Source organism: Pelobacter propionicus DSM 2379 (assembly GCF_000015045.1).
Taxonomy (GTDB): domain Bacteria; phylum Desulfobacterota; class Desulfuromonadia; order Geobacterales; family Pseudopelobacteraceae; genus Pseudopelobacter; species Pseudopelobacter propionicus.
This window is the reverse complement of record NC_008609.1, coordinates 3257827-3280882: the sequence shown is the minus strand read 5'-3', so window position 1 is coordinate 3280882 and position 23056 is coordinate 3257827. Positions and strand designations below refer to the sequence as shown.

The following is a 23056-nucleotide window of genomic DNA, read 5'->3' as shown; positions in this document are numbered from 1 at the left end:
CCCCGTTTCCGTGGCGGAAGCGGGGCGTTGAAGCTGGGGGGTAGCGCGCTTATTCCGCTTCGATCAACGTGGCGCTGGTGATGTAAACCGGCTCCAGCGGAACATCGCCGTGGCCGTTTTTATTGCCGGTCTTGACGGCGCGGATCTGGTCAACCACATCCATCCCCTCCAGAACCTGGCCGAAGACGCAGTAGCCAAAGCGGTCGGGCTGCTTGCCCTGGTGGTCCAGGAAGGCGTTGTCAACGGTGTTGATGAAGAACTGCGAGGTGGCGGAATCCACGATGGCGGTGCGGGCCATGGCCAGGGTGCCCCGTTTGTTGGAGAGCTTGTTGGTTGCCTCGTTCTTGATGGCGAACTTGGGCTTCTTCTGTTCCATGGCCTCGTTCAGGCCACCCCCCTGAATCATGAAATCCTTGATCACCCGGTGAAAGATCAGTCCGTCGTAGAAGCCGTCCTTGACGTAGCCGAGGAAGTTCTTGACGGTGATGGGCGCTTTTTCCTTGAACAGTTCGACGGTAATGGACCCCATGGATGTTTCCAGCAGGACCCGCGGATTTTGTTCTGACATATGAAACCTCCGGTGCGTTGTGGTGCTCTGGTGCTGTCGCTCGATTGCGCGAATCCGTTATGTAGCACAGAGCTGGCCAAACCGGAACCCTTTTCAGCGCATCCGCGAGTGAAAAGGGGACTCAGGGCATGAGCAGCTGGATCGTGTCGGCGGGAAGCATGATGAAGAAGCTGGTCCCCGTAGTCTCGTCGGTGGTGAATCCCACCTCTCCCCCCAGAGCCTGCTCTCCGAACAGTTTCATGCTGTAGGTCCCCATTCCCCTGCCCGGTCCCTCCCTGGTGCTGAAGGAGCGCTTGAAGATCTGCAAGGCGATCTCATCCGGTATCATGCCTGGGTTGTGCACTACGAAACAGGGCCTCTGGTCGCGCGACTCGTACCAGAGCCTCACGTGGTCGCCCAGGGATGTTGCCTCCAGGGCGTTCTTGACCATGTTGGCCAGGATGCGCGTCAGCAGGGGCGGACTGGTGAGCAGGCAGCTGGCCGTCTCCGTGGCCTCTATGTGCAGGCGGTACGCCATGTCGGGCGGGTAGCCGGTGAACAGCGACCTGACCCCCTCCAGGATGTCGGTGTTGGTGGTCGGTTCCAGGGTTACTTTCAGCTCCCCCTGTTCTGCCTGCAGGATCAGGCGCTGGGTTTGGATCTCCTGGTTGATACGTTCCGAGATGCTGACGATGTTCTGGGCGATCAGGGAGGCGTCCTGGGGTCGGCGCAGCAGCAGTTCGCTCCATCCCTGCAGGCCGGTGATGACGTTGCTCAGGTCGTGGAGAAAGACCATCTCCAGCACGTCGCGCCGCTTTTCGGCGTTGATGTCGTGCAGGACGAAGATGGTCAGGCAGCTGTCTTCCAGCCTGAGCGGGGTGGCGCGCACGCTGAACTCGTGGGCCTCCAGGCGATCACCCCGGGAGACCGTCATCAGGCATTCCCTGCTGCACGGCTCGTTGGACGCCTGGCTCGCCAGGATGGCGATGGCCGCGCCGCAGGTCGTGCAGCAGCGTGATGTGCCGCATCCGCCGGGTGCATCCTGGCTGTGCACGCAGTGAAAGGCCTCTCCCGGTCGCATGCCCATGATCGACTGCGGCTCTTTGATGTCCAGCGCGCGCAGGGTTTCCGGATTGGCGGCCAGGATCTGGCGTTGTTCGTTGAGCACCAGGACGTACCCCTCCACCGAGTCCAGGATGATCTGGGTGATCGGGTTGTGCAGGCAGCAGTCGGCCATGCTGCGGACCTGTTTCTCCGGGGCGCGTTCTGCCGGCGCAAACCAGCTGCCGGAGGGGGGGAGTTGCGGGGAATCCTGAGTGCCAGCCATGTGCCTTCTCCCGGTTGATCGTTGTGGGTGCAGTCTCAAAAATAGCACAGGCGCCCAGGTCGTCAAGGCATTGGAATTGTCTGGAGTGACGCCGGAGAATGGGGTAGTATGCCACGCTTCAAGGAGGCGCGGCATGACGGATCAGGAAACCTGGACCACTCTCAGGATTCTCACCTGGACCAAGGAGTACTTTGGCGCCCGGGGAATAGAAAATGCCCGGCTGGAGGCCGAGTGGCTGCTCTGCGCCGCCACCGGCCTGGACCGGGTCGGGCTGTACCTCAACTACGACAAGCCGTTGAACCGCGAGGAACTGTCCGCCTTTCGCCAGATGGTGGCCCGCCGGGCGCGGCGGGAGCCTCTGCAGCACATCCTCGGCAGTCAGGAGTTCTGCGGCCTGGAGTTCGCGGTTTCGCCGGATGTGCTCATCCCGCGCCACGATACGGAGACCCTGGTGGAAGAGGCGCTCAGGCGGGCGCCTCTGGCGCGTACGGTTCTGGACATCGGCACCGGCAGCGGCTGCATCGCCGTCAGCCTGGCAAGGCGCCTGCCAGGTGCCCGGATCGTGGCGAGCGACATCTCTGCCGTGGCGCTGGAAATGGCCCGCGCTAACGCCCGGGCCAATGGGGTGGATGTGGAATTCCTGCACGGCTCGCTGCTGGAGCCGGTTGCCGGGCGTTGCTTCGACCTGATCGTCTCCAACCCTCCCTACATTCCCAGCGCGGATATCCAACTGCTGGAGCCGGAGGTGCGGGACGGCGATCCACGGCTGGCCCTGGACGGCGGGCCGGACGGACTGGACATCTATCGACGCCTGATCCCGGCCAGCCTGGAGCATCTGGAACCGGGCGGCTGGCTGCTGCTGGAGGTGGGCATGGGGCAGGCGCAGGACGTGGCGGAGATGTTCCCCCTGGCTGACGGGTATGGCCAGGTCGTTAGCTCCCCCGATCCCGGGGGGATTGAGCGGGTGGTGGGAGCGGCACGAAAGGTGGAATTGACATGACGTTTGACGAGGCACGGCGCGTTCTGGACGAGGCAGACCTGCTGATGGGTGAGGAAGAAATCCAGGGGGCCATCGGTCGCATGGCGGGCGAGATCACGGGGCGGTTGGCCGGCTCCAACCCGGTGGTACTTTGCATCATGAACGGCGGCCTGATCTTCAGTGGCCAGCTTTTGCCCCGGCTGCACTTTCCCCTGGAGTTGGATTACGTCCATGCCACCCGTTACGGACAGGCCACCTGGGGTGACCGGCTGAACTGGCACCGTAGGCCGCACCTGAACCTGGTCGGCAGGACGGTGCTGCTTCTGGACGATATCCTGGACGAGGGGATCACCCTGGCCGCCATCATCGAGTACTGCCGCGGGATGGGGGCGCTTGAGGTGCTGACGGCGGTGCTGGTGGAGAAGCTGCACAGCCGCAAGGTGACTCCCGGCATACGGGCCGATTTCACCGGCCTGGAAATCGGCGATCGTTTCCTGTTCGGATACGGCCTGGACTACAAGGGGTACTGGCGCAACGCGCCCGGAATTTTTGCGGTGAAAGGGATGTGAGGCAGTGAAACGGTTCTTCCGCTTCGAGCGCTACAATACCAGCTTTCGTCAGGAAACTCTGGCCGGGGTGACCACCTTCCTGACCATGGCCTACATTATCATCGTCAACCCGGCCATCATGGAGAACGCCGGCATCCCCCGGGGAGCGTCGATCACCGCCACCATCCTGGCAGCTGTCATCGGTACGGTGATCATGGCGCTCTGGGCGCGGCGCCCCTTTGCCATCGCCCCCTACATGGGGGAGAACGCCTTCATCGCCTTCGTGGTGGTCAAGGTGATGGGCTACAGCTGGCAGGCTGCCCTAGGGGGGGTGTTCATCGCCGGCGCGCTCTTCACCTTGCTGACCCTGTTCGGCATCCGCGGCTGGCTGGCCGAGTCCATCCCCCTGTCCCTCAAGGCCGGCTTTGCCGTGGGGATCGGCCTGTTTCTGACCTTCATCGGCCTGAACGAGACCGGCCTGGTGGTGTTGGGGGTTCCGGGAGCGCCGGTCAGGCTGGGTAATCTGGGGGAGCCCTCCTGCCTGCTGGCGGTGGCCGGTTTCCTGCTGGTGACGGCGCTCATGGCCCTCCGGGTGCGCGGCGCCCTTTTGATCGGCATCATGGCCGCCACCCTGGGCTCCATAAGCCTGGGGCTTACCCCCCTGCCGGACAGCATTGCCAGCCTTCCTCCGTCACTGGAGCCGATCCTGTTCAAGCTGGACATCGCCGGCGCGCTCTCGGTTTCGTTCCTGCCGGTGGTGGCGGTGATCTTCATCATGGCCTTCCTGGATACGGTGGGCACCCTGATCGGACTCTCCATGCGTGCCGACCTGCTGGACGAGAACGGCAACCTGCCGGAGATCGAGCGCCCCATGTTGGCCGACTCCCTGGCCACCATGGCCGCCCCGCTCCTGGGTACCTCCACTACCGGCGCCTACATCGAGTCGGCCGCCGGTATCGAGGAGGGGGGGCGCACCGGTTTCTCGGCCCTGGTTGTGGCGCTCCTCTTCCTGCTGTCGCTGTTCTTCGCCCCGCTCTTCACCATCGTCCCTCCCCACGCCTATGGCATCGCCCTGGTAGTGATCGGTTCCTTCATGATCCGCCCCATCACCCGCATCGATTTCGACGATGTGACCGAGTTGGTGCCTGCCTTCCTGACCATCTGCCTGATGGCGTTCACCTACAATATCGGGGTGGGGATGACCGCGGGGATGATCACCCATGTCCTGCTCAAGCTGTTCACCGGCAGGGGGGGCGAGGTCAAGCCGGGCATGTGGGTGCTGGCGCTTCTGTCGATGCTCTTGTTCGTCTGCCTGCCCAAGCTCTGAACGGATCGGTCCGTACCGCTTTACAGCCCGCTCCTGAGAGAAGAGGGGTGAGGGGAGTCGGCCGGGCCATTGGCGGGAAACAGGACGCGGAAGACACTCCCTCGTCCCTGCCTGTTCTCCAGCAAGATCGCCCCCCCATGCATCTTCACGATCCCCTGGACCGCCGACAACCCCAGCCCGCGGCCCATGAACTTGGTCGTGAAGAACGGCTCGAAGAGCCGCACCTCGGTTTCTCGAGTCATGCCGCAGCCGCTGTCCGCCACCTCCAGATAGACAAACCTGCCTGCTGGCGGCTTGTCTTCGATCCTGCTCTGCGCCAGGTAGCTGTCATCGCACTCCCGTACGCCGGTTGTGATGGCTATGGACCCCGGTGCATCCCCCACCGCTTCCACCCCGTTGGCCAGCAGGTTCATGACCACCTGCTCGATCCGGCTCCGGTCTCCCCTGATACGGGGGATGCCGTCCGAGATGCTGATGGTGAGTGTGACGTTTTCCGGCAGCGAGCCGCGCAGGAGCGCCTCGTTGTGCCGGAGGAGATCGTTGAGGTCGATGCTGTCCGCTATGACCGGCATCTTGCCGGTGTAATCAAGAATCTGTCCGATGAGTTTGGCTGCCTGCTGGCATGCAGCCTGGGCGGATTCGATGTTGCCTCGGGTGGGTGAGTCAGGGAGAAGCCGCCGTCGGACCAGGTCCAGATTGCCGATGATGACCGTGAGGAGGTTGTTGAAGTCGTGGGCGATGCCGCCGGCCAGAATCCCCAGGCTCTCCAGTTTCTGGGAGTGCAGCAGTCGTCGCTCCATCGCCAGGCGCTCGGCCTCCATGGCTCTCAGTTCCGTGACATCGCGGAAGATGGTCAGCTTGACGGTTCGGCCGGATTGTCTCAGCGGGGTCTCGATGATGTCGTAGGTTTTGCCGCTCTTGGGAAAAAACTGCTCACGCCGCACGGTTGCGCCTGCTTGCACCTCCCGGAGACGGCAGTCGAGACAGGGGGACGTGCGGTCATCCAGATAGTCATGACAGATGCGCCCCCTCCAGTCGCCGAAGTCCCGGGCAAGGGCGTCGTTGCCGTACAGTATGGTGTGGTTCGAGTCAGAAATGTAGATGTCGTCCTGCATGGCCTCGAAGATGGCGACCAGGTTGTCCCGCTCGTTGCGCAGGTTCTCTCGGGATTCGTTCAGTTCGCTGGTCCGCTGGGACAGTTCCGCAAGCGACGCCCTGAGACGGCGGTTCAGTAACAGCGACCTGAACGCGAACAGCGCGATCAGGGAAGCCGCGACGGTGATGGCCAGCAGATGCGTGCGGTAGTGGGTGATAACCTGACCGAGTGTGATCCTGCCCATGTCCCGGTAGGGCCCCAGGCGGAGCTCCCTCAACAGCTCATGGACAGCGGAGTAATCCGCCGGAATGGTCCAGCCGCTTCCTCCCGAGGCCAGCGCCGTCGGGTCGTCCGGCCGCATGGTCATCAGGGCGATCGCGACCCGCCGGGACAGTTCGTCGTTTGTGCCGCTGACAACGGCGAAGGGCCATTCCGGGTAGAGGCGCGTGGAGAGCAGAAAGGGGTAACCTCTGACCGGACGCGCGGGCGGGATGACCCGGATGGAGCGCAGGTCCATCTTTCCCTGGGCAGCCATGGTTTCCAGCTGGCTGCTGCGGATGGTTCCGGCGTCGCTGGTTCCGGAGACGACGTCCCGCACTACCGCGTCATGGGTGCCGGCAAATCGAAGGTTCGCGAAATCCCGCTCCGGCTTCAGCCGGGCGCCATGCAGTTCCCGCCTGGCGCAAAGCCACCCTCCCAGTGATTCCGAGTCCACGGCTGAGAATTTCTTGCCCTTCAGGTCGGACAGGGTCCGGATGTCTTTCCGGTCGGCGCGGGTGAAGATGACGCCGCCGTACACTCCCTGGGGGCCGTTGAGGGAGGGGAGTTGGAAACCGGCGATGCGGTACGCCTTGCCGCTGAATTCCAGCTGGGCGTACTGCACCGGGTTGGTGATGATGAACTGTACCTCTTCCGATGCGACCTTTTGCGCAACCTGACCGAAGTCGAGGGGGACGATCTCGAACCTGCTCCCCCCCAGGTGGTGTTCCAGGTACGTGGCGGTCGGTTTCCAGCGCCTGATGCACTCCTCCCTCCCCCGGTTGGCCAGGGCGCCGATGCGTATGGGTAAGGCGACGCTGGTCGCGGTGGGGGCGGGATAGATCTCGTGGGCCTGAAGGGGGGAGAGGGTGAGTCCCAGCAGCAGGGGTGACAGCAGAAGCAGCAGGAACGGTCTCTCTCCTGGCCGGGGAGGTAAGCCTGCGCAGAGCGCAGCCACGAGGGTGGCTGAAACAGCGCTGAGCAGCGCTGCGAGCGTTGGAAGCGAAGCTCTTCTCCTCACCTCTTTCTCCTTTCAGCGGATGCGGCCTGCCCTGCTATTTCCTGACGAACTCCACCTCCAGTTGGATGGCCACCTCTTCTCCCACCACCACGCCGCCGTTGTCCATGCTCTTGTTCCAGGTGATGCCGAAGTCCCTGCGGTTGATGGTTGTCGTTGCCGAAGCGCCGCGCCTGATCTGGCCCCAAGGGTCCCGCACCTCGGGTGTCAGGCCGTCAACACGCAGCACCACCGGTCTGGTAACCCCCTTGATGGTCAGGTTGCCGGTTACGCTGAGCTTGCCCGGTCCGGCCTTCTCCACCCTGGTGGAGACGAAGGTCATGGCGGGAAATTTCGTCACATCGAAGAAGTCAGGGCTGCGCAGGTGGTCGTCCCGCTTGTTGACACCGGTGTTGATGGAAGCAACGTCGATGCTGACCTCGACCCGTGATTTCGTGATGTCCCTGTCATCCAGGTGCAGGGTGGCGCTGATCTTCTCGAAGTTGCCCCTGACATTGCTGATCATCAGGTGCTTGACCTTGAACTGGGCAGCGCTGTGGTCCGGGTCCAGGTTCCAGGTGGAGGCCAGGGCCGAAAGCGGCAGGGCCAGAAGCAGCAGGGTTACGAGAGAGATAAACCGTTTCATGACATCCTCCTTGCGGGTGATATGACCTGTTACGGGATATTCAAATAGTCGAGGACCTGGGCTGGGTGTTGTTCAGCCTTGGCGACTTTGGGCCACTGCTTTTTCACGATTCCGTCGGCATCGATCACCACCGTGGAGCGAATGATGCCGACGGTTTTCCTGCCGCAGGCCACCTTCTCCCCGAAAGCGCCATAGGCCTGCATCATGGTGGTCTCCGGGTCGGATAGCAGCACGAAGGGGAGCCCGAAGGCGCTGATGAACTTGTTGTGGGACGCGATACTGTCCTTGCTCACGCCCAGCAGAACGATATTGTTAGCGTCAAGTTTCCCGTGGTTGTCCCGGAAACCGCAGGCCTCCTTGGTGCAGCCGGGGGTGTTGTCCTTGGGGTAGAAATAGATGACGACCGTTTTCCCGGCGTACTCGCTCAGGCTGTGCTGTTTGCCGTCGCTCCCCTCCAGGGTGAAGTCAGGGGCTTTTTTTCCTTCCAATGACATGATCTGCCTCCTTGAGGTAAATTGAATTCAACAGGACCAATTGGGTCTACTTTAGCATCAAAACCTTGCAGGTCAACCTAAAAATTTTCACCACGCCCGCTTTTTATCGCAGCTGGTATACTTCCTGTCATGACAAGGCAACCAATTCACGGGGAAAGGAGAAGTCTGATGCGGAAGAATACTCTGGCGTGTGCCGCGGCCGTTATCGGGACGCTGGCGCTGTTGTCGCTCCCGGTCCTGACCACCGCCGCCAAAGCTAAACCGGCCAATGACGGACGGGCGCAGTGCTACGAATGCCATGAAGAGGTCAAGGCTCTCAAGGAGGGGTCACGCCATGCCTCCCTTTCCTGTGCGACCTGCCATGGCAAAATGGATGAACACATGAACGATCCCGAGAGCAGCAGGCCGGTGACGGTCATCGATCAGGCCCTCTGCGCCAGGTGCCACAAACAGCAGTACGGCAGCTTTGTCACGGTGAATTACGAGGCCCATGCCCGCAGGGAAAAGGGCATCCCCACCGGCCGCTCCCCCATGCAGGACAAGCTCCTGGCCGGCCACGGTTTCACCTTCGAACATGCCGAACCCCGCGGCCATGCCTTCATGGTCACGGACCAGTTCATCGTGGACCGCTTCCAGGGGGGGCGCTTCCAGTACAGGGATGGCTGGAAGGGGGTGGACAGGACCGGCAAGACCTGGGACGTGCTGACCGACACCGGCAGGAAGCTGCCCGAGACCGCCATGGCGGGTAACCCCACCTGCATCCAGTGCAAGAGCTCCGACCATATTCTCAGGTGGAAATTCCTGGGGGACAGGGATCCCAAGGCGAAATGGGACCGCGGATCGGATGTCGTGGCGATTGCCAAGGATACCAACAACCCCATGGGCTGCATCCACTGCCACGACCCCCACGGCACTCAGCCGCGCGTGGTGCGTGACGCACTGATCCAGGCCATTGAAAAGGAGCCTGCAACGAACATCTTCGCCAGAAACGGCAGGACCGATCTGAGGATGATCTCCTTCAGGGATGGTTTCCGCAAGATCGGCGTCATGGAGAAGGTCGACTCGCGCATGATGTGCGCCCAGTGCCACGTTGAGTACAACTGCAATGCCGGCAACCAGTGGAGCGACGGCGCGAAGGTGGGATTCGACGACCGCCGCACCAACCACTTCCCCTTGCGGAACTCGCTGCAGCTCCTCAAACACTACAGGGAGCTCGACTTCTACGACTTCAAGCACGCCATAACCGGCGCCCGTCTGGTCAAGTTCCAGCACCCCGAGGCCGAGACCTATGCCGGCAGCGTGCACGACAGGGCCGGCGTTCAGTGCCACCAGTGCCACATGCCACAGCAGAAAGGGAAAAACGGCAAGTCCTTCTCCAACCATGGCGTGATCCGTCCCAAAAACCACGTCAGAGAGTCCTGCCTGGGATGTCATCCCGACAGTACCGTTGAGCGCAAGCTCTACCAGATCGAGGCGGTGCGGAATTACATCAGCGGCAAGATGCGCAAGTCGGAGTACTGGCTGGGGCAGCTGATCGACAGCTATGTCGCTGCCCAGCGCATGGGGGTTACGGAGAGCGTGCTGGCCCAGGCGCGGGAGAAGCACGAGGAGGCCCATGTATTGTGGGAGTACTGGACCGCCGAGAACTCGGACGGCTTCCACAATCCCGACCTTGCCCGCGAAAGCCTGGCCGGCTCCATAGCCGCCTCCAAGGCCGGGGTCAGGATCCTGAACGACGCCATGCAGGTGGCCAGGAAGGGTGATGGGAAGTAGCCGGCCAAGCCGCTGCTGAAAATCCACAGGCCCCGTTCCGAAAGGTTCGGGGCCTGTGGGTTTCCGGCCGCGGCACGCGCCCGCCATCTCAAGGAAGTATTGTACTGTCCTGGTCGACTTATGGGGCGAGCCTGAACTGCCCGACCTGCTCCTGCAGTTCGTGGGCCAGGTCCATCAGCTGACGGGCCGCGGCAACGGAATTCTGGACCTCCTGGACGGTCTTCTGGGCGATGGTGGTGATCTGGTTGATGTTGCCGCTGATCTCGCCGGTGGTTGTGGTCTGCTCCTCGGCGGCAATGGCCACCTGGCTGATTTGGGAGGTGATGGCGCTGGCGTGCCGGAGGATTTCCTGCAGCGCCTCACCCGACCGGGCGGCCTCTTCGGTTCCCCTGCCCACCTGCGCGACCCCCTCTTCCATGGAGCGGGCCGCATCCTGGATGTTGCCCTGGATGGAGCCGATCATGCCGGCGATCTCTCTGGTCGCCCTGCTGGTCCTCTCCGCCAGGGCGCGAACCTCGTCGGCGACAACGGCAAAGCCGCGCCCCTGCTCACCGGCCCTGGCCGCCTCGATGGCCGCGTTCAAGGCCAGCAGGTTGGTCTGGTCGGCGATCTCGTCGATGGCGCCGATGATCGTGCCGATCTGGTCGGAGCTGGCCCCCAACTCCTTCACCGTTGCGGCTGATTTCATCACCAGTTCCGCGATGCTGTCCATCATCTGGACCGTCTGGCGGACAACCCCCTCCGCGCTTCGGGCTGTTCCCTCTGTCTCCCTGACGCTTGCGGCGGTGCTGTCGCAGTTGCCGGCGATCTCCTGGGAGGTGGCGGCCATCTCCTCCGCCGCCGTGGCCACCGCCACTGCCTGGGCCGCCACCGCGTCCACGCCGTTGGACATGCTGGCGGAGTTTGCGTGAACCTGGTGGGCCGCGGCGACGACGTTGTCGGAGGCATGGCGGACGCTACCCAGAAGCAGCCTGAGACGTTCCACCATGCGGTTCATGTCATCGGCCAGCATGCCCAACTCATCGTCCGATGTCTTGCTGATCAGGACTCCCAGATCGCCGTCGGCGATCTGGTGCAGGTGGCTGGCCAGCCGCTCGATCCCCCGGGAGATGTACCAGGCCACCCAGAAGGCGACGGCTGTGCCGGCCATGAACACGCCCAGGCCGATGAACAGGCAGCCCAGGAGGGTCCTGCGCAGGGTCGCATTGATCTCGTCGATGCTGATGTCGATGCCGATGGCGTAGGATGCTCCGTCGGCCAGGCGTGATGGGAGAAACACCGAACGGAAGGTCCCCCACTTGTCGGTGTACTGTTCATAAACGGTTTTGTTCTCAGCCAGTGCCTTCTTGAGCCCCGTTGAAGCGTCACTGTACGGTTCAAACAGGGTGGTCAGCTCCCCCTTTTCCAGCTCCTCCTTCGTATAGCTGGAGAGGGTGAAGGCGACCCCTCCATCCTTCATCACCACCGTATAGGCGTAGTTGATCCCGCTCTGGTTCACCATGGCCGACAGGTCGTCCAGTTCCCTCCTGAATTCGGAAGGGGGGATGGTTTCCCCCCGGCCCAGCCGTTCATGAAAACGGTCCATGGCCAGTTTCAGCCCCTGGGCGCTGGCCAGCAGTCTGCCGTCGATGCCCCGTAGTACCGTTTTTTTCTGGTTCGCGTAGTTGTAGCAGGTGAAGGCGGTGATGGTGAGGATATTCAGGACGGTGATGGCCAGGAACAGCTTGTGGAGCAGCTTCATTCTGGTGAAGAGTCGTGCGGTTGACATCGATAGTTTCCTTTCTGTACCCAGGTTGATGTATCGATTGTTGCGCATGTGTGTCGTTGGCCTGTCTTCTCCGTCAATCGCAGCCACAGAAGACATCGCTGCCTCAGATATCCCTGGCGTCTGTGGGCTGCTGCCTGCCTGCCGCCGCCGGATAGGTTCCGTTTTTCAGGAGGGGCTGTAGTGTTTCCGCAGGCAGCGGTTTGCTAAAGTAGTACCCCTGTACCTCCTGGCAGTTGCGCTCTTCCAGGAAGTGCAGCTGCTCCTGTCTCTCGACCCCCTCCGCCACCAGGCCAAGCCCCATGTTGTGCCCCAGGTTGATAATGGTAGCCACGAGGGTCTCGTCACTTTTGTTTCCGGGAATGCCGCTGACAAAACTCTTGTCAATCTTCAGGATGTCTGCCGGGAGGCGTTTCAGAAGGGAGAGGGAGGAGTAGCCGGTACCGAAATCATCGATGGCGATGGAGATGCCCATCTCCTTCAGTTCGTTGAGCAGGCTGATGGCCCTCTCCGGGTTGAGCATGATGACGCTCTCGGTGATCTCAAGTTCAAGGCAGGATGGCTGGAGACCGGTCTCCCTCAAGATTCCCCGGATGGTGTCGGGCAGGTTGTCGTGTGTGAACTGCCGACACGAGATGTTGACCGAGATCCTCATCTGCGCAAACCCGGCCTCCTGCCAGGCTCTGGCCTGTGTGCAGGTGTTCCTGAGTACCCACTCGCCAATCGGTATGATCAGCCCGGTCTCCTCGGCCAGCGGGATGAATGCGTCGGGCAGAATCAGCCCCTTCTGCGGCTGCTGCCAGCGAATCAGTGCCTCCACCCCCACGATCCTGCCGGTTGTCGTGTTGACCCGCGGCTGGTAGTGGAGCAGGAATTCATTCCGTGCCAGGGCATGCCTCAAGCCGGTCTCCATGGAGAGACGCTCGCTGACCCGGGAGTTCATCTCCTCCGAAAAAAACTGGTAGGTGTTACGTCCCTCCTCCTTGGCGTGATACATGGCCGTATCGGCGTTCTTCAGCAGTTTCTCCGCCGTGTCGCCATCGTTCGGGTAGAGGGTTACGCCCATGCTGGCCGTGATAAACATCTCATGTTTTTCGAGGCGGAATGGCGCACTAAAGACGTGCAGTATCTTCTCGGCAACCAGGAGCGAGTCCGCCGGTGTTGCGATCTCATCGATGATGATGGTGAACTCGTCTCCACCCAGCCGGGAAATGGTGTCGGCTTTGCGGACGACTCCCCGCAGTCTGTCTGCCACCTCCTTGAGAAGCATGTCTCCGGTGTGATGGCCGAGGGTGTCATTGATGATTTTGAACCGGTCCAGATCCAGGTAGATCACAGCCAACATCTTCCCGGAACGTTCCTTCTTGTAGAGCCCCTGTCTGAGTCGATCGAAAAACAGCGTGCGATTTGGCAGCCCGGTCAGCGCATCGTGGTGCGCCATGTGCATCAGCTCTCCTTCGAAGCGCTTCCTCTCGGAAATGTCCCTGAGTACCATGCAGATCACCTGTTGCTCCCCATAGGAAACCAGGTTGGCGTTGAGATCGACCTCAACCATGCTGCCGTCCTCTGCTCTGACCGTGTGTTCTCCCAGGAAGCAGACCTTTTCCGAAAGTATCCGGTTGATACGCCAGTCAACCCCGGAGCGGTCGTCCTCCATAATGTCATACAATGTCAGCTGGGTGGCCTTGTCGGGGGCATAGTTCAGAAGCCTCTGAAAGGCGAGGTTCGCTTCCAGGATGCGCCTGCTGTCGATGTCTACGAGCAGAATGATATCCGATGCCTGGCTGATGACGGATCGGTATCTTTTTTCCGTGTCTTTGCGTTCCTTGCGGGAGGCGAGCAGCTTTGCGTACAGGATATAGCCGGTCAGGGAGGAAATCAGGCAGAACCCCAGGAAGCAGAAGAGGAAGTACTGGACCGCGTCCACCCCCTGGCTGTAGATCTTGCGCCGCATGTCGACCCGGGCGATGAGTGCCGGTTTGCCGTGGATGTCATTGATCAGGCCATACCCGGTGATGGTTTCACCGCTGCCGGGAATGACCGCGATAGGCCTGGTGGCCGAAAGGGGAGGCAGGATTGTCGCGCTTTTCGATGATTGTCGGGCTGCGTTAAGGGGGAGGATGGACAGGTTAAGGTGGTTTAGATCTGCCAGGCGCCTGATTTCGTCGGTTCCGAGGAATCGTCCCATGATCAGTGATCCGTGGATTGGTCCCTGATAGGAACTCGTCAGAACCGGTCGCGATACAAGCAGCAGCGGACCTTCCGGCAGCAGGAGCGCCCCGGACAGCACGCTGTCGCTGGATGTGTGGCGCACAAGCGGGCTGTTCGCCGTCAGCTGTTTCACCAGGGAGGGGGGCAGCGGTGATTCCGTGCCCGTACGAAGATCGAAGGCCTTCGCAAAGACGATAGCGCCTGAATTTCTGACATAGACGAGGATATTCAAGCGGAGCTTGGGGAAAATGGCGTCGTCAAGGTTTGACCTGCTGAAGGTTTTGTTTCCGTTGTCGATGAACGCGTAGGCCTCATCCCATCCGGCATAGTCGCTGGTGATCGTGTCTATCTGCCGGATGTCGTCGGCAATGGAGTTGAGAGCCCGTCTCACGTTTTCAGACGTGTAGTCCTGTTCAAGCTGGGAAAAGCTCTTGAGCAGGATCAGGTGGGAGGAGAGGTACAGAAACGAGGAAATACCTGCGATGAGCGCGACAAGCAGCAGGATTGCCTTGGTCTTTCTGCTCATTACGTCTCCTTGGGTGGAAGCGGGGTGTTTCCCGAACATCCAGGGGGATGGAATCCTGTTGCCGGCATGTCAGGGCGGAGCCAGCGAATGGTACGGTGAACACGAGTGGTGCTCCCGGACCGGGGCATTCATGGCCCGGCCCGGGCGTTGATGGACAGTAGATATCTTAGCGTGAATCGTGAAAAACGGAAGGGCGCAAGAAGATGGGGGGTTAACGTTTCGCGATCGGCCACCCCTGCTCGAAACCGGAGGGGAAGAAGTTCTCCTTCGTGCGGTTGTAGTAGCCGAACTGCAGGCGGGGAAACTCGCTCTTCAGGCGCTCCAGCAGCCGGTACATGCCGATGCCCCGGCCCGTCACCCCCATCTCGCGGTTGTAGTACTCCGGGTCGATGGACAGGTTGCGCAGCTGGAGCATGTCCACTCGCGTGTCGGCCACGAAGCGAAGCAGCGCCTCCACCTCCTCGGGAGCGTCGCTGACGCCGGGGGAGACCAGGTAGTTGATCATGGTGAAGCGGCCGGCCTGTTTGGCGATCCTGACCGATTCCAGCACGTTGTCGAAACAGTACCCCCGGGGACGGTAGTAGCGGTTGTAGAGATCCTCGCGCACCGAGTTCAGGGAGAAACGGAACGAGTCCATGCCGGCGTCGCACAGGAGCCGCACCTTGTCCGGAAGGGAGCCGTTGGAGTTGAAGTTCACCGTGCCGCGGGAGGTGGCCCGTTTCATGCGGCGGGTGGCTTCGGCGATGGTGTCGGCCTGGAGGATCGGGTCTCCCTCGCACCCCTGGCCGTAGGAGACGATGGCCTGCTCGGCCTGCTCCAGGTGCGGCACGGCGATCTGGCACAGCTCCTCCGGGGTGGGAACGAAGGTGATCCGCTCGTGGTTGGAGGGGCAGTAGTCTGACGGCTGCAGGCTGATGCACCCCAGGCAGGCGGAGTTGCAGACCGGCGAGGTGGGCAGCGGAGCCTCCCAGCGGCGGTAGAAGAGGTTCTTGGCGGCAAAGCAGTGGTAGTCCAGGGCGCAGCGGGCCAGTTGCTCCAGCAGTCGGTTGTCCGGCATCTCCCCTAGCATTGTGCGCACCAGCGGGTCCAGGGTGCGGTCGTCGTAGTTGCAGGGGTCCCAGTTCCGGTTGCTATCCACCCGGGTGGCTGCCACCACGAAGCACTCCTGCTCCTCGTCCCAGCCCACGGCGGTGTAAGACCAGAGCGGCAGGTGTTCCCTCTCTGTGGGATAGTCGCAGGCCGGCAGCAGGGTGCGCATGTAGCCAGGGGCCATGAAGGCGGCCACGGCCTGGATCTGCTGGGGCCCCCGTCTCCTCCCCCCGGGGACGCTCTCCAGGGTGATGAAGCTCTTTGTGCGCCGGTCCCAGGCTATGGGCGGCATGGCTGGCATGGTGAACAGCCGGCTGTCCTCGGGGAGCGGGATCAGTTCCATCTCCTCCGGCAGCACTGTCTGGTTTCCGTTCATGCCCGCCATGCAGAGTTCGGGGTGGTCGAAGATGTTCCCTTGCGGGTCGGCATAGAGCATCTTGGGCAATCGTCGTGACATGAAGCATCTCCTCGCAGTGAAATCTCAGCGGCACTTTACCCTGATTGCCCCATCATTTCAATTCGGATGTTCCGGGAGCTGAGGCAGAGGGGATGAGGGTGCTTCTTGCCGGCTCTTTGCCGTGGCTATTCTTGGATGATTCTGATACATGTGGTGACGGGAAGGGCTGATTCAAGTTGCGTTGGCCGCAAGGTTTTGGTGCTGTGTGGGACACCCCGTAATTCTATCTGCAGGCTGTACCAGGAGGAAATGATGAACGGAAGCGGTCAAAAAGGCCCGGATGAGAAATACTGCTCGGAGTGCGGGGCGATCATCAAGGCCAGGGCCGAGATCTGCCCCAAGTGCGGGGTGCGGCAGGCATCCCCCTTTGGCAGCCTGGGCGCGGTGGCGCCCAACGGCAAAAGCAAACTGGCGGCAATCCTGTTCGCCCTGTTCCTGGGTGGCTTCGGCATCCACAAGTTCTACCTGGGACGTAGCGGGGCGGGCATCCTCTATCTGCTCTTCTGCTGGACCTTCATCCCGGCGCTCCTGGGATTTATCGATGCCATACTCCTGCTGATCATGAGCGACGATGATTTCAACCGGAAGTACGGCGGGGTGTGATTTCCCGGATCGGAGGGACGTACATGGCGCTCTCAGCCACGGAAATAGCTGATCTGCGGACAGCCAGGAACCTGTTGGAGAATCCTGGGTTGGCCGCCCGCCTGAGCAGTCTGGTCGGCGCCCCCATCGAAGCCGGATTCAGGAGACTGCCCGAATCGCTGCATGGGGCAATCATTGCCGCTGCCCGCAAGTCCATCGAAAAGGCGCTGGCTGTCGCCCTATTGACCATGGACCGGGACGGATGCGGGGGGGAGGCGTCCAACTGGTGGCACAAGGTCGCGGTGGGGGCCACCGGCGCCACTGGAGGTGTATTCGGCCTGTCGGCCCTGGCGATCGAGCTGCCTGTCTCCACGGCGATCATGCTGCGTTCCATTGCTGACATCGCCCGCAGTCAGGGGGAGGATCTGCGCCACCCGGATGCCAGGCTCCAGTGCCTGCAGGTGCTGGCCCTGGGCGGACAGTCGAAGGGTGACGATCCGGCCGAGGCGGGCTATTTCGCGGCCAGGGCGGCCCTTGCCAAGGCGGTCTCGGAAGCTGCCGAGCACCTGGCCCGAAAGGGGCTGACCCGGAAGGGCGCTCCGGCCCTTGTCAGGCTGATCACCCAGGTAGCGGCGCGCTTTTCCGTCGTTGTCTCCCAGAAGGCGGCTGCCCAGGCGGTGCCGGTGCTGGGGGCCTTGGGTGGCGCGGCGATCAATGCCCTGTTCATCGATCACTTTCAGGATATGGGGCGCGGCCATTTCATCATCAGGAGGCTGGAGCGGATCCATGGCCACGAAGAGGTCCGCCGGATGTACGGGGAGCTGGGCTGAAGGGTGGCGCACGATGGGCGCGCCCGGGGATAAGAGGGGCTTGTCAGCCGGATGCGGGCCCAGCGACGGGTGGCCGCAGATCAAGAACGGAAGCTGTTTTCCGGAGCAGTTTTTCTGGGGCTCTGGCGGCTGCGAGACAATAGGTTGCGATCTGATTCCACTCCTGCCTGTTCCGGGGGAAAGCCCAGGACCGGAAACTGCACTGTCAGCGTTTCTGGGCAATACCAGAGGGGGGCGTGACGTCAGACAGACGTCACGCCCCCCTCTTTTTGAACAGATGGCTGTTTTTTCCTGCTATGCCGGGGTCAGGCGGCCGCCCATGTCCTGCAACTCCACGACAGCCTCCTTCCGTGACCTGGGTGGTTGCTCTCAGCCGAAGACCAGCATGGTTGCGGTCTGGTTGACATGGCCGATGAACTGCTCACCATAGGTGCCCAGGCCGGCGGTGGGGACGTCGCCTAACAGCGCTCCGTACTGATCGGTCAGGCCGTTCTGCTCCAGCTCCTGAATCCTCATGATGCAGTTGAAGCTGAGCACTCCCGAGAGCGGGCCGATCTTCTTCCGCGCCTGATCCAGCGCGGCGCGGGTATCGGCGATGATGTCGGTTGCTTCCAGCAGCGAGAGCTCCATCCCCTCCTTGATGCCGCAGTAGAAGAGCATGCTGCTCCCCTGGATGCGCTGCGGACTGCGCACGAAGGGGATGCCGTCCACGATCAGTCCCAGCGGGTTGTGCTTCAGGCGCCGGGAGGCCTCTTCCGTGGCGACTCCCAGGGCCTCGGCATAGGCCTGGGCTGCCGGTTTCCCGTTGAAGCTGATCACCTCGCGCGCCTCTTCACGGGCCTCGGTAACCAGCAGCTTGCGGTCAAGGGGAACAAAGCTCTGGGTCTTGACAAAGGTAAAGGGAATCAGCGGGCGCACGATGGCCAGCACCGCTGCGTTGGTGTAGGATGTGCCGTTGGCGTAGACGTGGGTCTCCCGGAACTGGAAGTCGTCTCCGGCCGAGCCGCCGATAAAGTTGACCATGGTCAGGTCGCCGATGCGGTCCATCAGCTCCTCTTCTCTCCGGCAGAGGCCGTCCACCAGCACGATGCCTATGTGGCGGGATGGGTCCAGGTCGTGGGAGGATATGCCATAGTGCTCCTGGAAGGCATTGAAGGCTTTGTTGACATCCATGCCGTTGCGCATGTCCTCCACCACCTGGATGCATACATCTCCGATGGCCTCCCGGGAAAAGGCCAGGGCTGAAATGGCGTTGTTCAGCATCCTCCCCGTGGTGAGTTCGCCGGCAGATGAGCAGCCGAAGACCGTGGCGTTGGGGAAGGCGCCGGCCATTGCCGCACTGACCGCCGTGCCCTCAAAGAACGGTGAGGCGAAGAAGATCAGCAGCACCGGTTCAAATCCGGCAAATGCGCCCGTGATCGTCTCTATTGCCCTGTCGAGCGCCTGGTTTTCCGCATATGCGTTACGTATCTTCATAAAGAAACTCCTTTTCGTCGAGAACGGGTTGGGGGCAGGGTGGACCGTTGCGAACCATCAGGAACAGGTCTTGATGATTCCCTCCAGGATGGAGATGATCCTGGGGTCGTCTTCCGATGTTTCCGTATACCTGTTGGGGTCGACCCCCTTGAGCATCAGCTTGGTCCTGACCACTCCGCTCAACTCCGGGTTGTTTCTGGTACGCTGCTCGATAATCGCGTCGATCATCTGTTTGATTTTTCCGGCCATGCCTGGACTCCTTTCTTGAGGCTGCCCACGGAAAAGCTGGAGCAGGTGGCGTGCCGTCGTCTTCGCCGCAAAGCCGTCTGTTCCGGGGAAGGCGAATTCGTTGTTATATGGATCAACTGTGAAGTAGCATAGCATATCTGGATTGTTTTTCCGGGCTGAGCACAGCAACGCCCCCGATGAAGAAGGCGTTGTCGTGTCACTAAAAAAGCGCATCGCTCTTCGCGCCCGGCCCATGGCTGTCTGCCGGTCCGCAGTTCACAGCCGCGCCGCCTGCACGTGCATCCAGTCGTAGTTTTTGCGGCGCCCCAGGCTCACCCACCCCTCTTCCTCCCAGAAACGCCACCAGGCGGCGTATTCCGGTCGGCTGAAGGCGGCTCGCTCACGTCCCCAGGTCAGCTGGTTGCGTTCGGGGTCGTAGTCTATGGCGATTCCCCAGGCGTGCATGGACCATTTGCTGCCGCCGCGCATCCTGCGCACGTTGAGGCAGCCGCCCCAGCGGTCCAGGCGCAGATCCCTGATCCGTTCCATGCCGTAGTGGTCGAACGTCTTGGTCAGCACCTTCAGGGCGCTGTCATGGACCCGGGAATTGCAGGAAAAACTCGTGACGGTCTGACGCAGGTTCCAGGCAATGCGGTGGGGGTAGGGAAGGAGCAGCTTTGTCTGCTGCGTGCCCACCGGACCGAAGAAGGCATTCAGGGCCGCCTCGTTCTGCTCCGGCCAGTTGTGGGGGTTGGTGAGAAGCGGGGTGTCATCCCGCCAGAGGGGCGGCATCTCGCCGCTGGTCAGAAGAGCCGCCAGGGTGGCGTAGGCGTAATCGGTCTGCGGTCCCCACCAGCCGTCGACCTCTCCGGCGTCGATGTTCCGCTCCCTGCAGAGCAGCTGGAGGTAGGCGACCGCCCTGCGAGACTCAGGCCACTCCTGCCAGCCAGCGGGCAAGGTGGTGCCGCGCTTGAGCAGAGCGCTCTTCATCGCTCCGTGGGTCTTGGGGCCGAGCCGACCGTCCGGTGCTTCCGATAGCCATCCCTCATTGGTGAGACACTGCTGTATCAGTCGAATCGCTGCTGTCTTCATGGTATTCTCCCTGATGTTGTGCGGTTTTTGTGAGGTCGCCGGGTGACGGGAAGGGCGGAAGGCGCGGCTTGCTTCCTGCCCGCCGCCCACGGGAAGCGCGAGGGCGCGCCGCTATTTCTCCGCCGATACTTCAACCAGTCGTGGCGGGGTGTTCATGGGGTCCTGGCCGTTCCTGGGCAGAAAGGCGAACTGGAACACCAGCTGGAGTTCGTCGCTGGCGGCCTGTTCCTTGTAGCCGAATTTCCACTGATCAAGCTTGTAGGCCTCGGGCTTGCCGGTCCTGGCCAGCGCCTCTTTGCGTGCTTCTTCGAACCCCTTGATGCGTGCCACGGCCTGGTTGCTCTGCACCTTTCTCCAGTTGCGCGAGACGCTCAGGATGGCGCCGTCGCTGGCCATGTGTACCCTGGTCACTCCCCCCCCGTTGAGGATGTCGATGCGTTTGCCGTCAACCTCGATCTGGCGTTTGTAGGTGATCAGGACGCCATCCTGGCTCTGCGTGATGTCTTTGCTCCCGCCGCCCATGGGCATGCTGGCGTTCATCATCCTGGTGACGACCGGTTCGCCCAGGTCGCTGTCGTGCCACCCCAGCTCGGAAATCAGTTTCATGGCCCGGGTGAGCTGTTCGCGTTCCGGGATGGCCACCCCCGGCGTCCGCCTGGTCTGCGGTGCCCTGATCTGGACCGCGCCGCTCGTGGGCTCGATGCGAACCGAAACCTTGCCTCCGGCGAAGGCTGCCATGGGCTGCGATGGCGCTGTTCAGCGGCGGGTCGCAGCGCAGCTCAAAGGGAGCCTGGGCCGATGTCATCGGGTTGGGGGAGAGCACCTTGATGGCCTGCCACCCCGTGTAGTGCGGCAGTGTCGCCCCCCCCAGGGTCCAGGTGGTGCTCACCGGCAGTGTTCCCGCTCTCCTGAAGAGCTGCTTCTTGACGACGGTGTCGGTGGCGCTGTCGCTGCGGGTGAAGATGTAGCTGACGGTGCCGGGCCTGTTGGAGGTAATCGAGCCGGTGAGCTGGATCAGGCCGCGTCCCCGGAAGCGCCAGCCGTCTCCGCTGCCTTCGCCGCCGTTGCCCAGCCTGCCGGCGTAGACCAGGTTGGCCAGTTTCTGCGGGTTCTTTTCATAGGCGCGCGCCCTTTCCAGGCTGGGAAACCGCCTGGGCCAGACCTGCATGAGCCGCTTTGCCGAGTAGTTCAAGTTCTCCGTGAGCCGGGTGAGCTGGCCCGATTCATGGCCGACCTGGGCCAGGAATGCTGTCATGCGCGGGGTGTCGTTGATCTGGAACCGTTCCATGGCACTGTTCAGCGCCATGGTCCAGATGGCTGGATTCGGGCAGGCTGGCATGATTGCCGCGAGCTGCTGTTCGGTCAGTATGGGCATGGCTCCTCCGTGGGATGGAGAGGGGGATATGATTCCACGCTGTTGGGATCTGAAAGGGAAACAGTGTGATTACGACACGTTGACTGTATCGCAAAAACGGCCGAGGGCAAGTCGGGAACGGTGATTTAACGTAAGGGTACCAGTGCGGTCAATCTGTTGCGGGCAGGCATATGTGGTGGGTTGCCAGGCCGAGGGGGCTGGGTGCGGTATGTCAGTAGTATTCCTCGCTGTAGCAGGGTACCGTGTCGAAAAAGCCGGGGATGCTCCTGGCGCGGTCGATGGCGCGATCCAGGTCGGCGATCAGCCGCTCCCGGTCTTCGGGATAGCTGCCTGCCAGGTTGAGGAAATTGGAGACATGGTTGGAGCGCAGGATGGTCTGGCGCGGGTGCAGGTTGAGCAGGACCTCGCGGGCCTCCAGCATCAGCTCTCCCTGGCTGCAGCGGTCCAGGGAGCTGACGAACTCCTCGTTGTGGCGGTGGAACAGGGTCAGGAGCGAGAAGTACTCCGGGTTGACCCGGTTGACCCACTCGGCGGTTGCCCGGGCATGCTCCAGGCTGCGTGCCCTTCCTGCCAGGCCGAGGATGGCGGTGACGGAGAGCTTCATGCCGGCATCGCGGGCCATGGTGGCCAGCTCGGCTATCTCGTCGGCGGTGTACCCCTTGTTGATGGCCTTAAGGGTGGCGTCGTCACCCGATTCCAGTCCCAGGTAGAGCATGGAGAGGCGCTTCTCCCGCAGCAGCGCCAGTTGTCCGGCGTCCTTGGTGGTCAGGCTGCGGGGGGAGGCGTAGGAGGCGACACGGGTCAGGCCGGGCAAGGTTGTTGCAAGGGAGTCCAGAATCGTCACCAGCCCGTCGAAGGGGTAGACCAGGGCATCGCCGTCGGCCAAAAAGACCCGCTGGACGCGGGAACGGTACGGGAGCGGGATCTCCTGGATCTCCTCCAGGATCTCCCCCACCGGGCGCAGCCGGAAATCCTTTCCCTTGTACATGCCGCAGAAGGCGCACTGCCTCTGGGAGCAACCGATGGTGATCTGGAAGATCAGGCTGTGGGCCTCGCTGGGGGGACGGAAGAGCGGTTCGACGTAACGGGGCATGCTGTCTCTCCTGTTGGTATTCGAAACTGGTGACCAGTTACCAGTCACGGCCTGTGCGGCCTGGTTGCCTGTTCCAGGAAGGTCAGCTGCTCCAGCGCCTCCCCCTGGCTGTTGCCGCACATCTCCCGGCTGGGCCGCAGCGAGCTGCAGACGGCCGGCCGCTGTGCGTCTCCAAACAGTGCGCAGCAATTATCCACGGTCAGCTGCACGCAGCGCACCCCGGCCGGCTTGCCACTAGGCATGCCCGGTATGGGTGAGGATATGGAGGGGGCGATGCAGCAGGCCGCGCAGCCGATCCGGCAGTTCATGGATGAACTCCCCGAGCGTGGATTGTAGACAA

General features: G+C 62.2%; 21 protein-coding genes. 6 read left to right on the top strand and 15 right to left on the bottom strand.

Features of this window, described 5'->3' with window-relative positions; translation table 11 throughout:
- Positions 1–49: 49 nt before the first annotated feature.
- Together PPRO_RS14925 and PPRO_RS14920 are read right to left on the bottom strand one after the other, a co-directional pair.
- Positions 50–568 (bottom strand): peptidylprolyl isomerase, encoded by a 519-nt coding sequence (locus PPRO_RS14925; protein WP_011736840.1) that lies wholly within the window; start codon positions 566–568, stop codon positions 50–52.
- Positions 569–689: 121 nt separating this feature from the next.
- Positions 690–1874 (bottom strand): sensor histidine kinase, encoded by a 1185-nt coding sequence (locus PPRO_RS14920; RefSeq protein WP_011736839.1) that lies wholly within the window; start codon positions 1872–1874, stop codon positions 690–692.
- A 133-nt stretch (positions 1875–2007) separates the two neighbouring features.
- On the opposite strand from PPRO_RS14920, the gene prmC reads away from it, so the two are divergent.
- Genes prmC through PPRO_RS14905 form a run of 3 tightly spaced genes read left to right on the top strand, consistent with a single transcriptional unit; the run spans position 2008 to position 4728 of the window.
- A complete protein-coding gene (gene prmC / locus PPRO_RS14915) occupies positions 2008–2874 on the top strand; it encodes a peptide chain release factor N(5)-glutamine methyltransferase (RefSeq protein WP_011736838.1) in 867 nt (288 codons plus the stop codon).
- Positions 2865–3422, top strand: a complete 558-nt coding sequence (locus PPRO_RS14910; RefSeq protein WP_041532358.1) for a hypoxanthine-guanine phosphoribosyltransferase — start codon at positions 2865–2867, stop codon at positions 3420–3422. Before prmC ends, PPRO_RS14910 begins: the two co-directional genes overlap by 10 nt.
- A gap of 4 nt (positions 3423–3426) precedes the next feature.
- Positions 3427–4728: an NCS2 family permease gene (locus PPRO_RS14905; RefSeq protein WP_011736836.1), complete on the top strand. Its 1302-nt coding sequence runs from the start codon at positions 3427–3429 to the stop codon at positions 4726–4728.
- A 20-nt stretch (positions 4729–4748) separates the two neighbouring features.
- On the opposite strand, the gene PPRO_RS19715 is transcribed toward PPRO_RS14905, so the two are convergent.
- The 3 genes from PPRO_RS19715 to PPRO_RS14890 are packed head-to-tail and all read right to left on the bottom strand — an operon-like array spanning position 4749 to position 8219.
- A complete protein-coding gene (locus tag PPRO_RS19715) occupies positions 4749–7103 on the bottom strand; it encodes a PhnD/SsuA/transferrin family substrate-binding protein (protein WP_049759750.1) in 2355 nt (784 codons plus the stop codon).
- A gap of 34 nt (positions 7104–7137) precedes the next feature.
- Positions 7138–7725: a YceI family protein gene (locus PPRO_RS14895; protein ID WP_011736834.1), complete on the bottom strand. Its 588-nt coding sequence runs from the start codon at positions 7723–7725 to the stop codon at positions 7138–7140.
- Between the two features lie 29 nt (positions 7726–7754).
- Complete coding sequence (locus tag PPRO_RS14890) at positions 7755–8219, bottom strand: peroxiredoxin (protein WP_011736833.1); 465 nt, start codon at positions 8217–8219, stop codon at positions 7755–7757.
- A gap of 168 nt (positions 8220–8387) precedes the next feature.
- On the opposite strand from PPRO_RS14890, the gene PPRO_RS14885 reads away from it, so the two are divergent.
- Positions 8388–9992 (top strand): ammonia-forming cytochrome c nitrite reductase subunit c552, encoded by a 1605-nt coding sequence (locus PPRO_RS14885; protein ID WP_011736832.1) that lies wholly within the window; start codon positions 8388–8390, stop codon positions 9990–9992.
- A 118-nt stretch (positions 9993–10110) separates the two neighbouring features.
- Here PPRO_RS14885 and PPRO_RS14880 read toward each other — a convergent pair whose 3' ends face one another.
- The 3 genes from PPRO_RS14880 to PPRO_RS14870 form a co-directional block, all read right to left on the bottom strand.
- Positions 10111–11760, bottom strand: coding sequence for a methyl-accepting chemotaxis protein (locus PPRO_RS14880; RefSeq protein ID WP_011736831.1), 1650 nt, complete (start codon positions 11758–11760; stop codon positions 10111–10113).
- 103 nt (positions 11761–11863) lie between these two features.
- Positions 11864–14494: a bifunctional diguanylate cyclase/phosphodiesterase gene (locus tag PPRO_RS14875; protein WP_011736830.1), complete on the bottom strand. Its 2631-nt coding sequence runs from the start codon at positions 14492–14494 to the stop codon at positions 11864–11866.
- Between the two features lie 211 nt (positions 14495–14705).
- Positions 14706–16040 carry a radical SAM protein gene (locus PPRO_RS14870; RefSeq protein WP_011736829.1) on the bottom strand — a complete coding sequence of 445 codons (1335 nt, stop codon included), beginning with the start codon at positions 16038–16040 and terminating at the stop codon, positions 14706–14708.
- A 252-nt stretch (positions 16041–16292) separates the two neighbouring features.
- On the opposite strand from PPRO_RS14870, the gene PPRO_RS14865 reads away from it, so the two are divergent.
- Positions 16293–16643: an NINE protein gene (locus tag PPRO_RS14865; RefSeq protein WP_011736828.1), complete on the top strand. Its 351-nt coding sequence runs from the start codon at positions 16293–16295 to the stop codon at positions 16641–16643.
- 23 nt (positions 16644–16666) lie between these two features.
- The gene (locus tag PPRO_RS14860; protein WP_011736827.1) at positions 16667–17452 is read left to right on the top strand and encodes an EcsC family protein; all 786 of its coding nucleotides are present in this window, start codon (positions 16667–16669) and stop codon (positions 17450–17452) included.
- A gap of 369 nt (positions 17453–17821) precedes the next feature.
- On the opposite strand, the gene PPRO_RS14855 is transcribed toward PPRO_RS14860, so the two are convergent.
- The 7 genes from PPRO_RS14855 to PPRO_RS14825 form a co-directional block, all read right to left on the bottom strand.
- Positions 17822–18928, bottom strand: coding sequence for an FIST signal transduction protein (locus tag PPRO_RS14855; protein WP_011736826.1), 1107 nt, complete (start codon positions 18926–18928; stop codon positions 17822–17824).
- Positions 18929–18985: 57 nt separating this feature from the next.
- Positions 18986–19177, bottom strand: coding sequence for a hypothetical protein (locus PPRO_RS21550; protein WP_011736825.1), 192 nt, complete (start codon positions 19175–19177; stop codon positions 18986–18988).
- A 255-nt stretch (positions 19178–19432) separates the two neighbouring features.
- The gene (locus PPRO_RS14845; protein ID WP_011736824.1) at positions 19433–20248 is read right to left on the bottom strand and encodes a M15 family metallopeptidase; all 816 of its coding nucleotides are present in this window, start codon (positions 20246–20248) and stop codon (positions 19433–19435) included.
- Positions 20249–20359: 111 nt separating this feature from the next.
- Positions 20360–20776, bottom strand: a complete 417-nt coding sequence (locus tag PPRO_RS14840; RefSeq protein WP_157040035.1) for a hypothetical protein — start codon at positions 20774–20776, stop codon at positions 20360–20362.
- Positions 20694–21623, bottom strand: coding sequence for a glycoside hydrolase family 19 protein (locus PPRO_RS19710; RefSeq protein ID WP_049759748.1), 930 nt, complete (start codon positions 21621–21623; stop codon positions 20694–20696). Before PPRO_RS19710 ends, PPRO_RS14840 begins: the two co-directional genes overlap by 83 nt.
- A 211-nt stretch (positions 21624–21834) precedes the next feature.
- Positions 21835–22716 (bottom strand): radical SAM protein, encoded by an 882-nt coding sequence (locus tag PPRO_RS14830; protein ID WP_011736822.1) that lies wholly within the window; start codon positions 22714–22716, stop codon positions 21835–21837.
- 44 nt (positions 22717–22760) lie between these two features.
- On the bottom strand, positions 22761–23024 hold the full coding sequence (locus PPRO_RS14825; RefSeq protein WP_011736821.1) for a YkgJ family cysteine cluster protein: 264 nt from the start codon (positions 23022–23024) through the stop codon (positions 22761–22763).
- Between the last annotated feature and the right edge of the window lie 32 nt (positions 23025–23056).

What these genes read in the sequence shown, in the direction of transcription:
- PPRO_RS14840 (WP_157040035.1), bottom strand. Translation starts at nt 20,776, where the DNA reads ATGCCCATGGGCGGCGGGAGCAAAGACATCACGCAGAGCCAGGATGGC.
- PPRO_RS14875 (WP_011736830.1), bottom strand. Translation starts at nt 14,494, where the DNA reads ATGAGCAGAAAGACCAAGGCAATCCTGCTGCTTGTCGCGCTCATCGCA.
- PPRO_RS14830 (WP_011736822.1), bottom strand. Translation starts at nt 22,716, where the DNA reads ATGCCCCGTTACGTCGAACCGCTCTTCCGTCCCCCCAGCGAGGCCCAC.
- PPRO_RS14880 (WP_011736831.1), bottom strand. Translation starts at nt 11,760, where the DNA reads ATGTCAACCGCACGACTCTTCACCAGAATGAAGCTGCTCCACAAGCTG.
- PPRO_RS14825 (WP_011736821.1), bottom strand. Translation starts at nt 23,024, where the DNA reads ATGAACTGCCGGATCGGCTGCGCGGCCTGCTGCATCGCCCCCTCCATA.
- PPRO_RS14845 (WP_011736824.1), bottom strand. Translation starts at nt 20,248, where the DNA reads ATGAAGACAGCAGCGATTCGACTGATACAGCAGTGTCTCACCAATGAG.
- PPRO_RS14890 (WP_011736833.1), bottom strand. Translation starts at nt 8,219, where the DNA reads ATGTCATTGGAAGGAAAAAAAGCCCCTGACTTCACCCTGGAGGGGAGC.
- PPRO_RS14925 (WP_011736840.1), bottom strand. Translation starts at nt 568, where the DNA reads ATGTCAGAACAAAATCCGCGGGTCCTGCTGGAAACATCCATGGGGTCC.
- PPRO_RS14865 (WP_011736828.1), top strand. Translation starts at nt 16,293, where the DNA reads ATGAACGGAAGCGGTCAAAAAGGCCCGGATGAGAAATACTGCTCGGAG.
- PPRO_RS21550 (WP_011736825.1), bottom strand. Translation starts at nt 19,177, where the DNA reads ATGGCCGGAAAAATCAAACAGATGATCGACGCGATTATCGAGCAGCGT.
- PPRO_RS14855 (WP_011736826.1), bottom strand. Translation starts at nt 18,928, where the DNA reads ATGAAGATACGTAACGCATATGCGGAAAACCAGGCGCTCGACAGGGCA.
- PPRO_RS14895 (WP_011736834.1), bottom strand. Translation starts at nt 7,725, where the DNA reads ATGAAACGGTTTATCTCTCTCGTAACCCTGCTGCTTCTGGCCCTGCCG.
- PPRO_RS14860 (WP_011736827.1), top strand. Translation starts at nt 16,667, where the DNA reads ATGGCGCTCTCAGCCACGGAAATAGCTGATCTGCGGACAGCCAGGAAC.
- prmC (WP_011736838.1), top strand. Translation starts at nt 2,008, where the DNA reads ATGACGGATCAGGAAACCTGGACCACTCTCAGGATTCTCACCTGGACC.
- PPRO_RS14885 (WP_011736832.1), top strand. Translation starts at nt 8,388, where the DNA reads ATGCGGAAGAATACTCTGGCGTGTGCCGCGGCCGTTATCGGGACGCTG.
- PPRO_RS14920 (WP_011736839.1), bottom strand. Translation starts at nt 1,874, where the DNA reads ATGGCTGGCACTCAGGATTCCCCGCAACTCCCCCCCTCCGGCAGCTGG.
- PPRO_RS14870 (WP_011736829.1), bottom strand. Translation starts at nt 16,040, where the DNA reads ATGTCACGACGATTGCCCAAGATGCTCTATGCCGACCCGCAAGGGAAC.
- PPRO_RS19710 (WP_049759748.1), bottom strand. Translation starts at nt 21,623, where the DNA reads ATGCCCATACTGACCGAACAGCAGCTCGCGGCAATCATGCCAGCCTGC.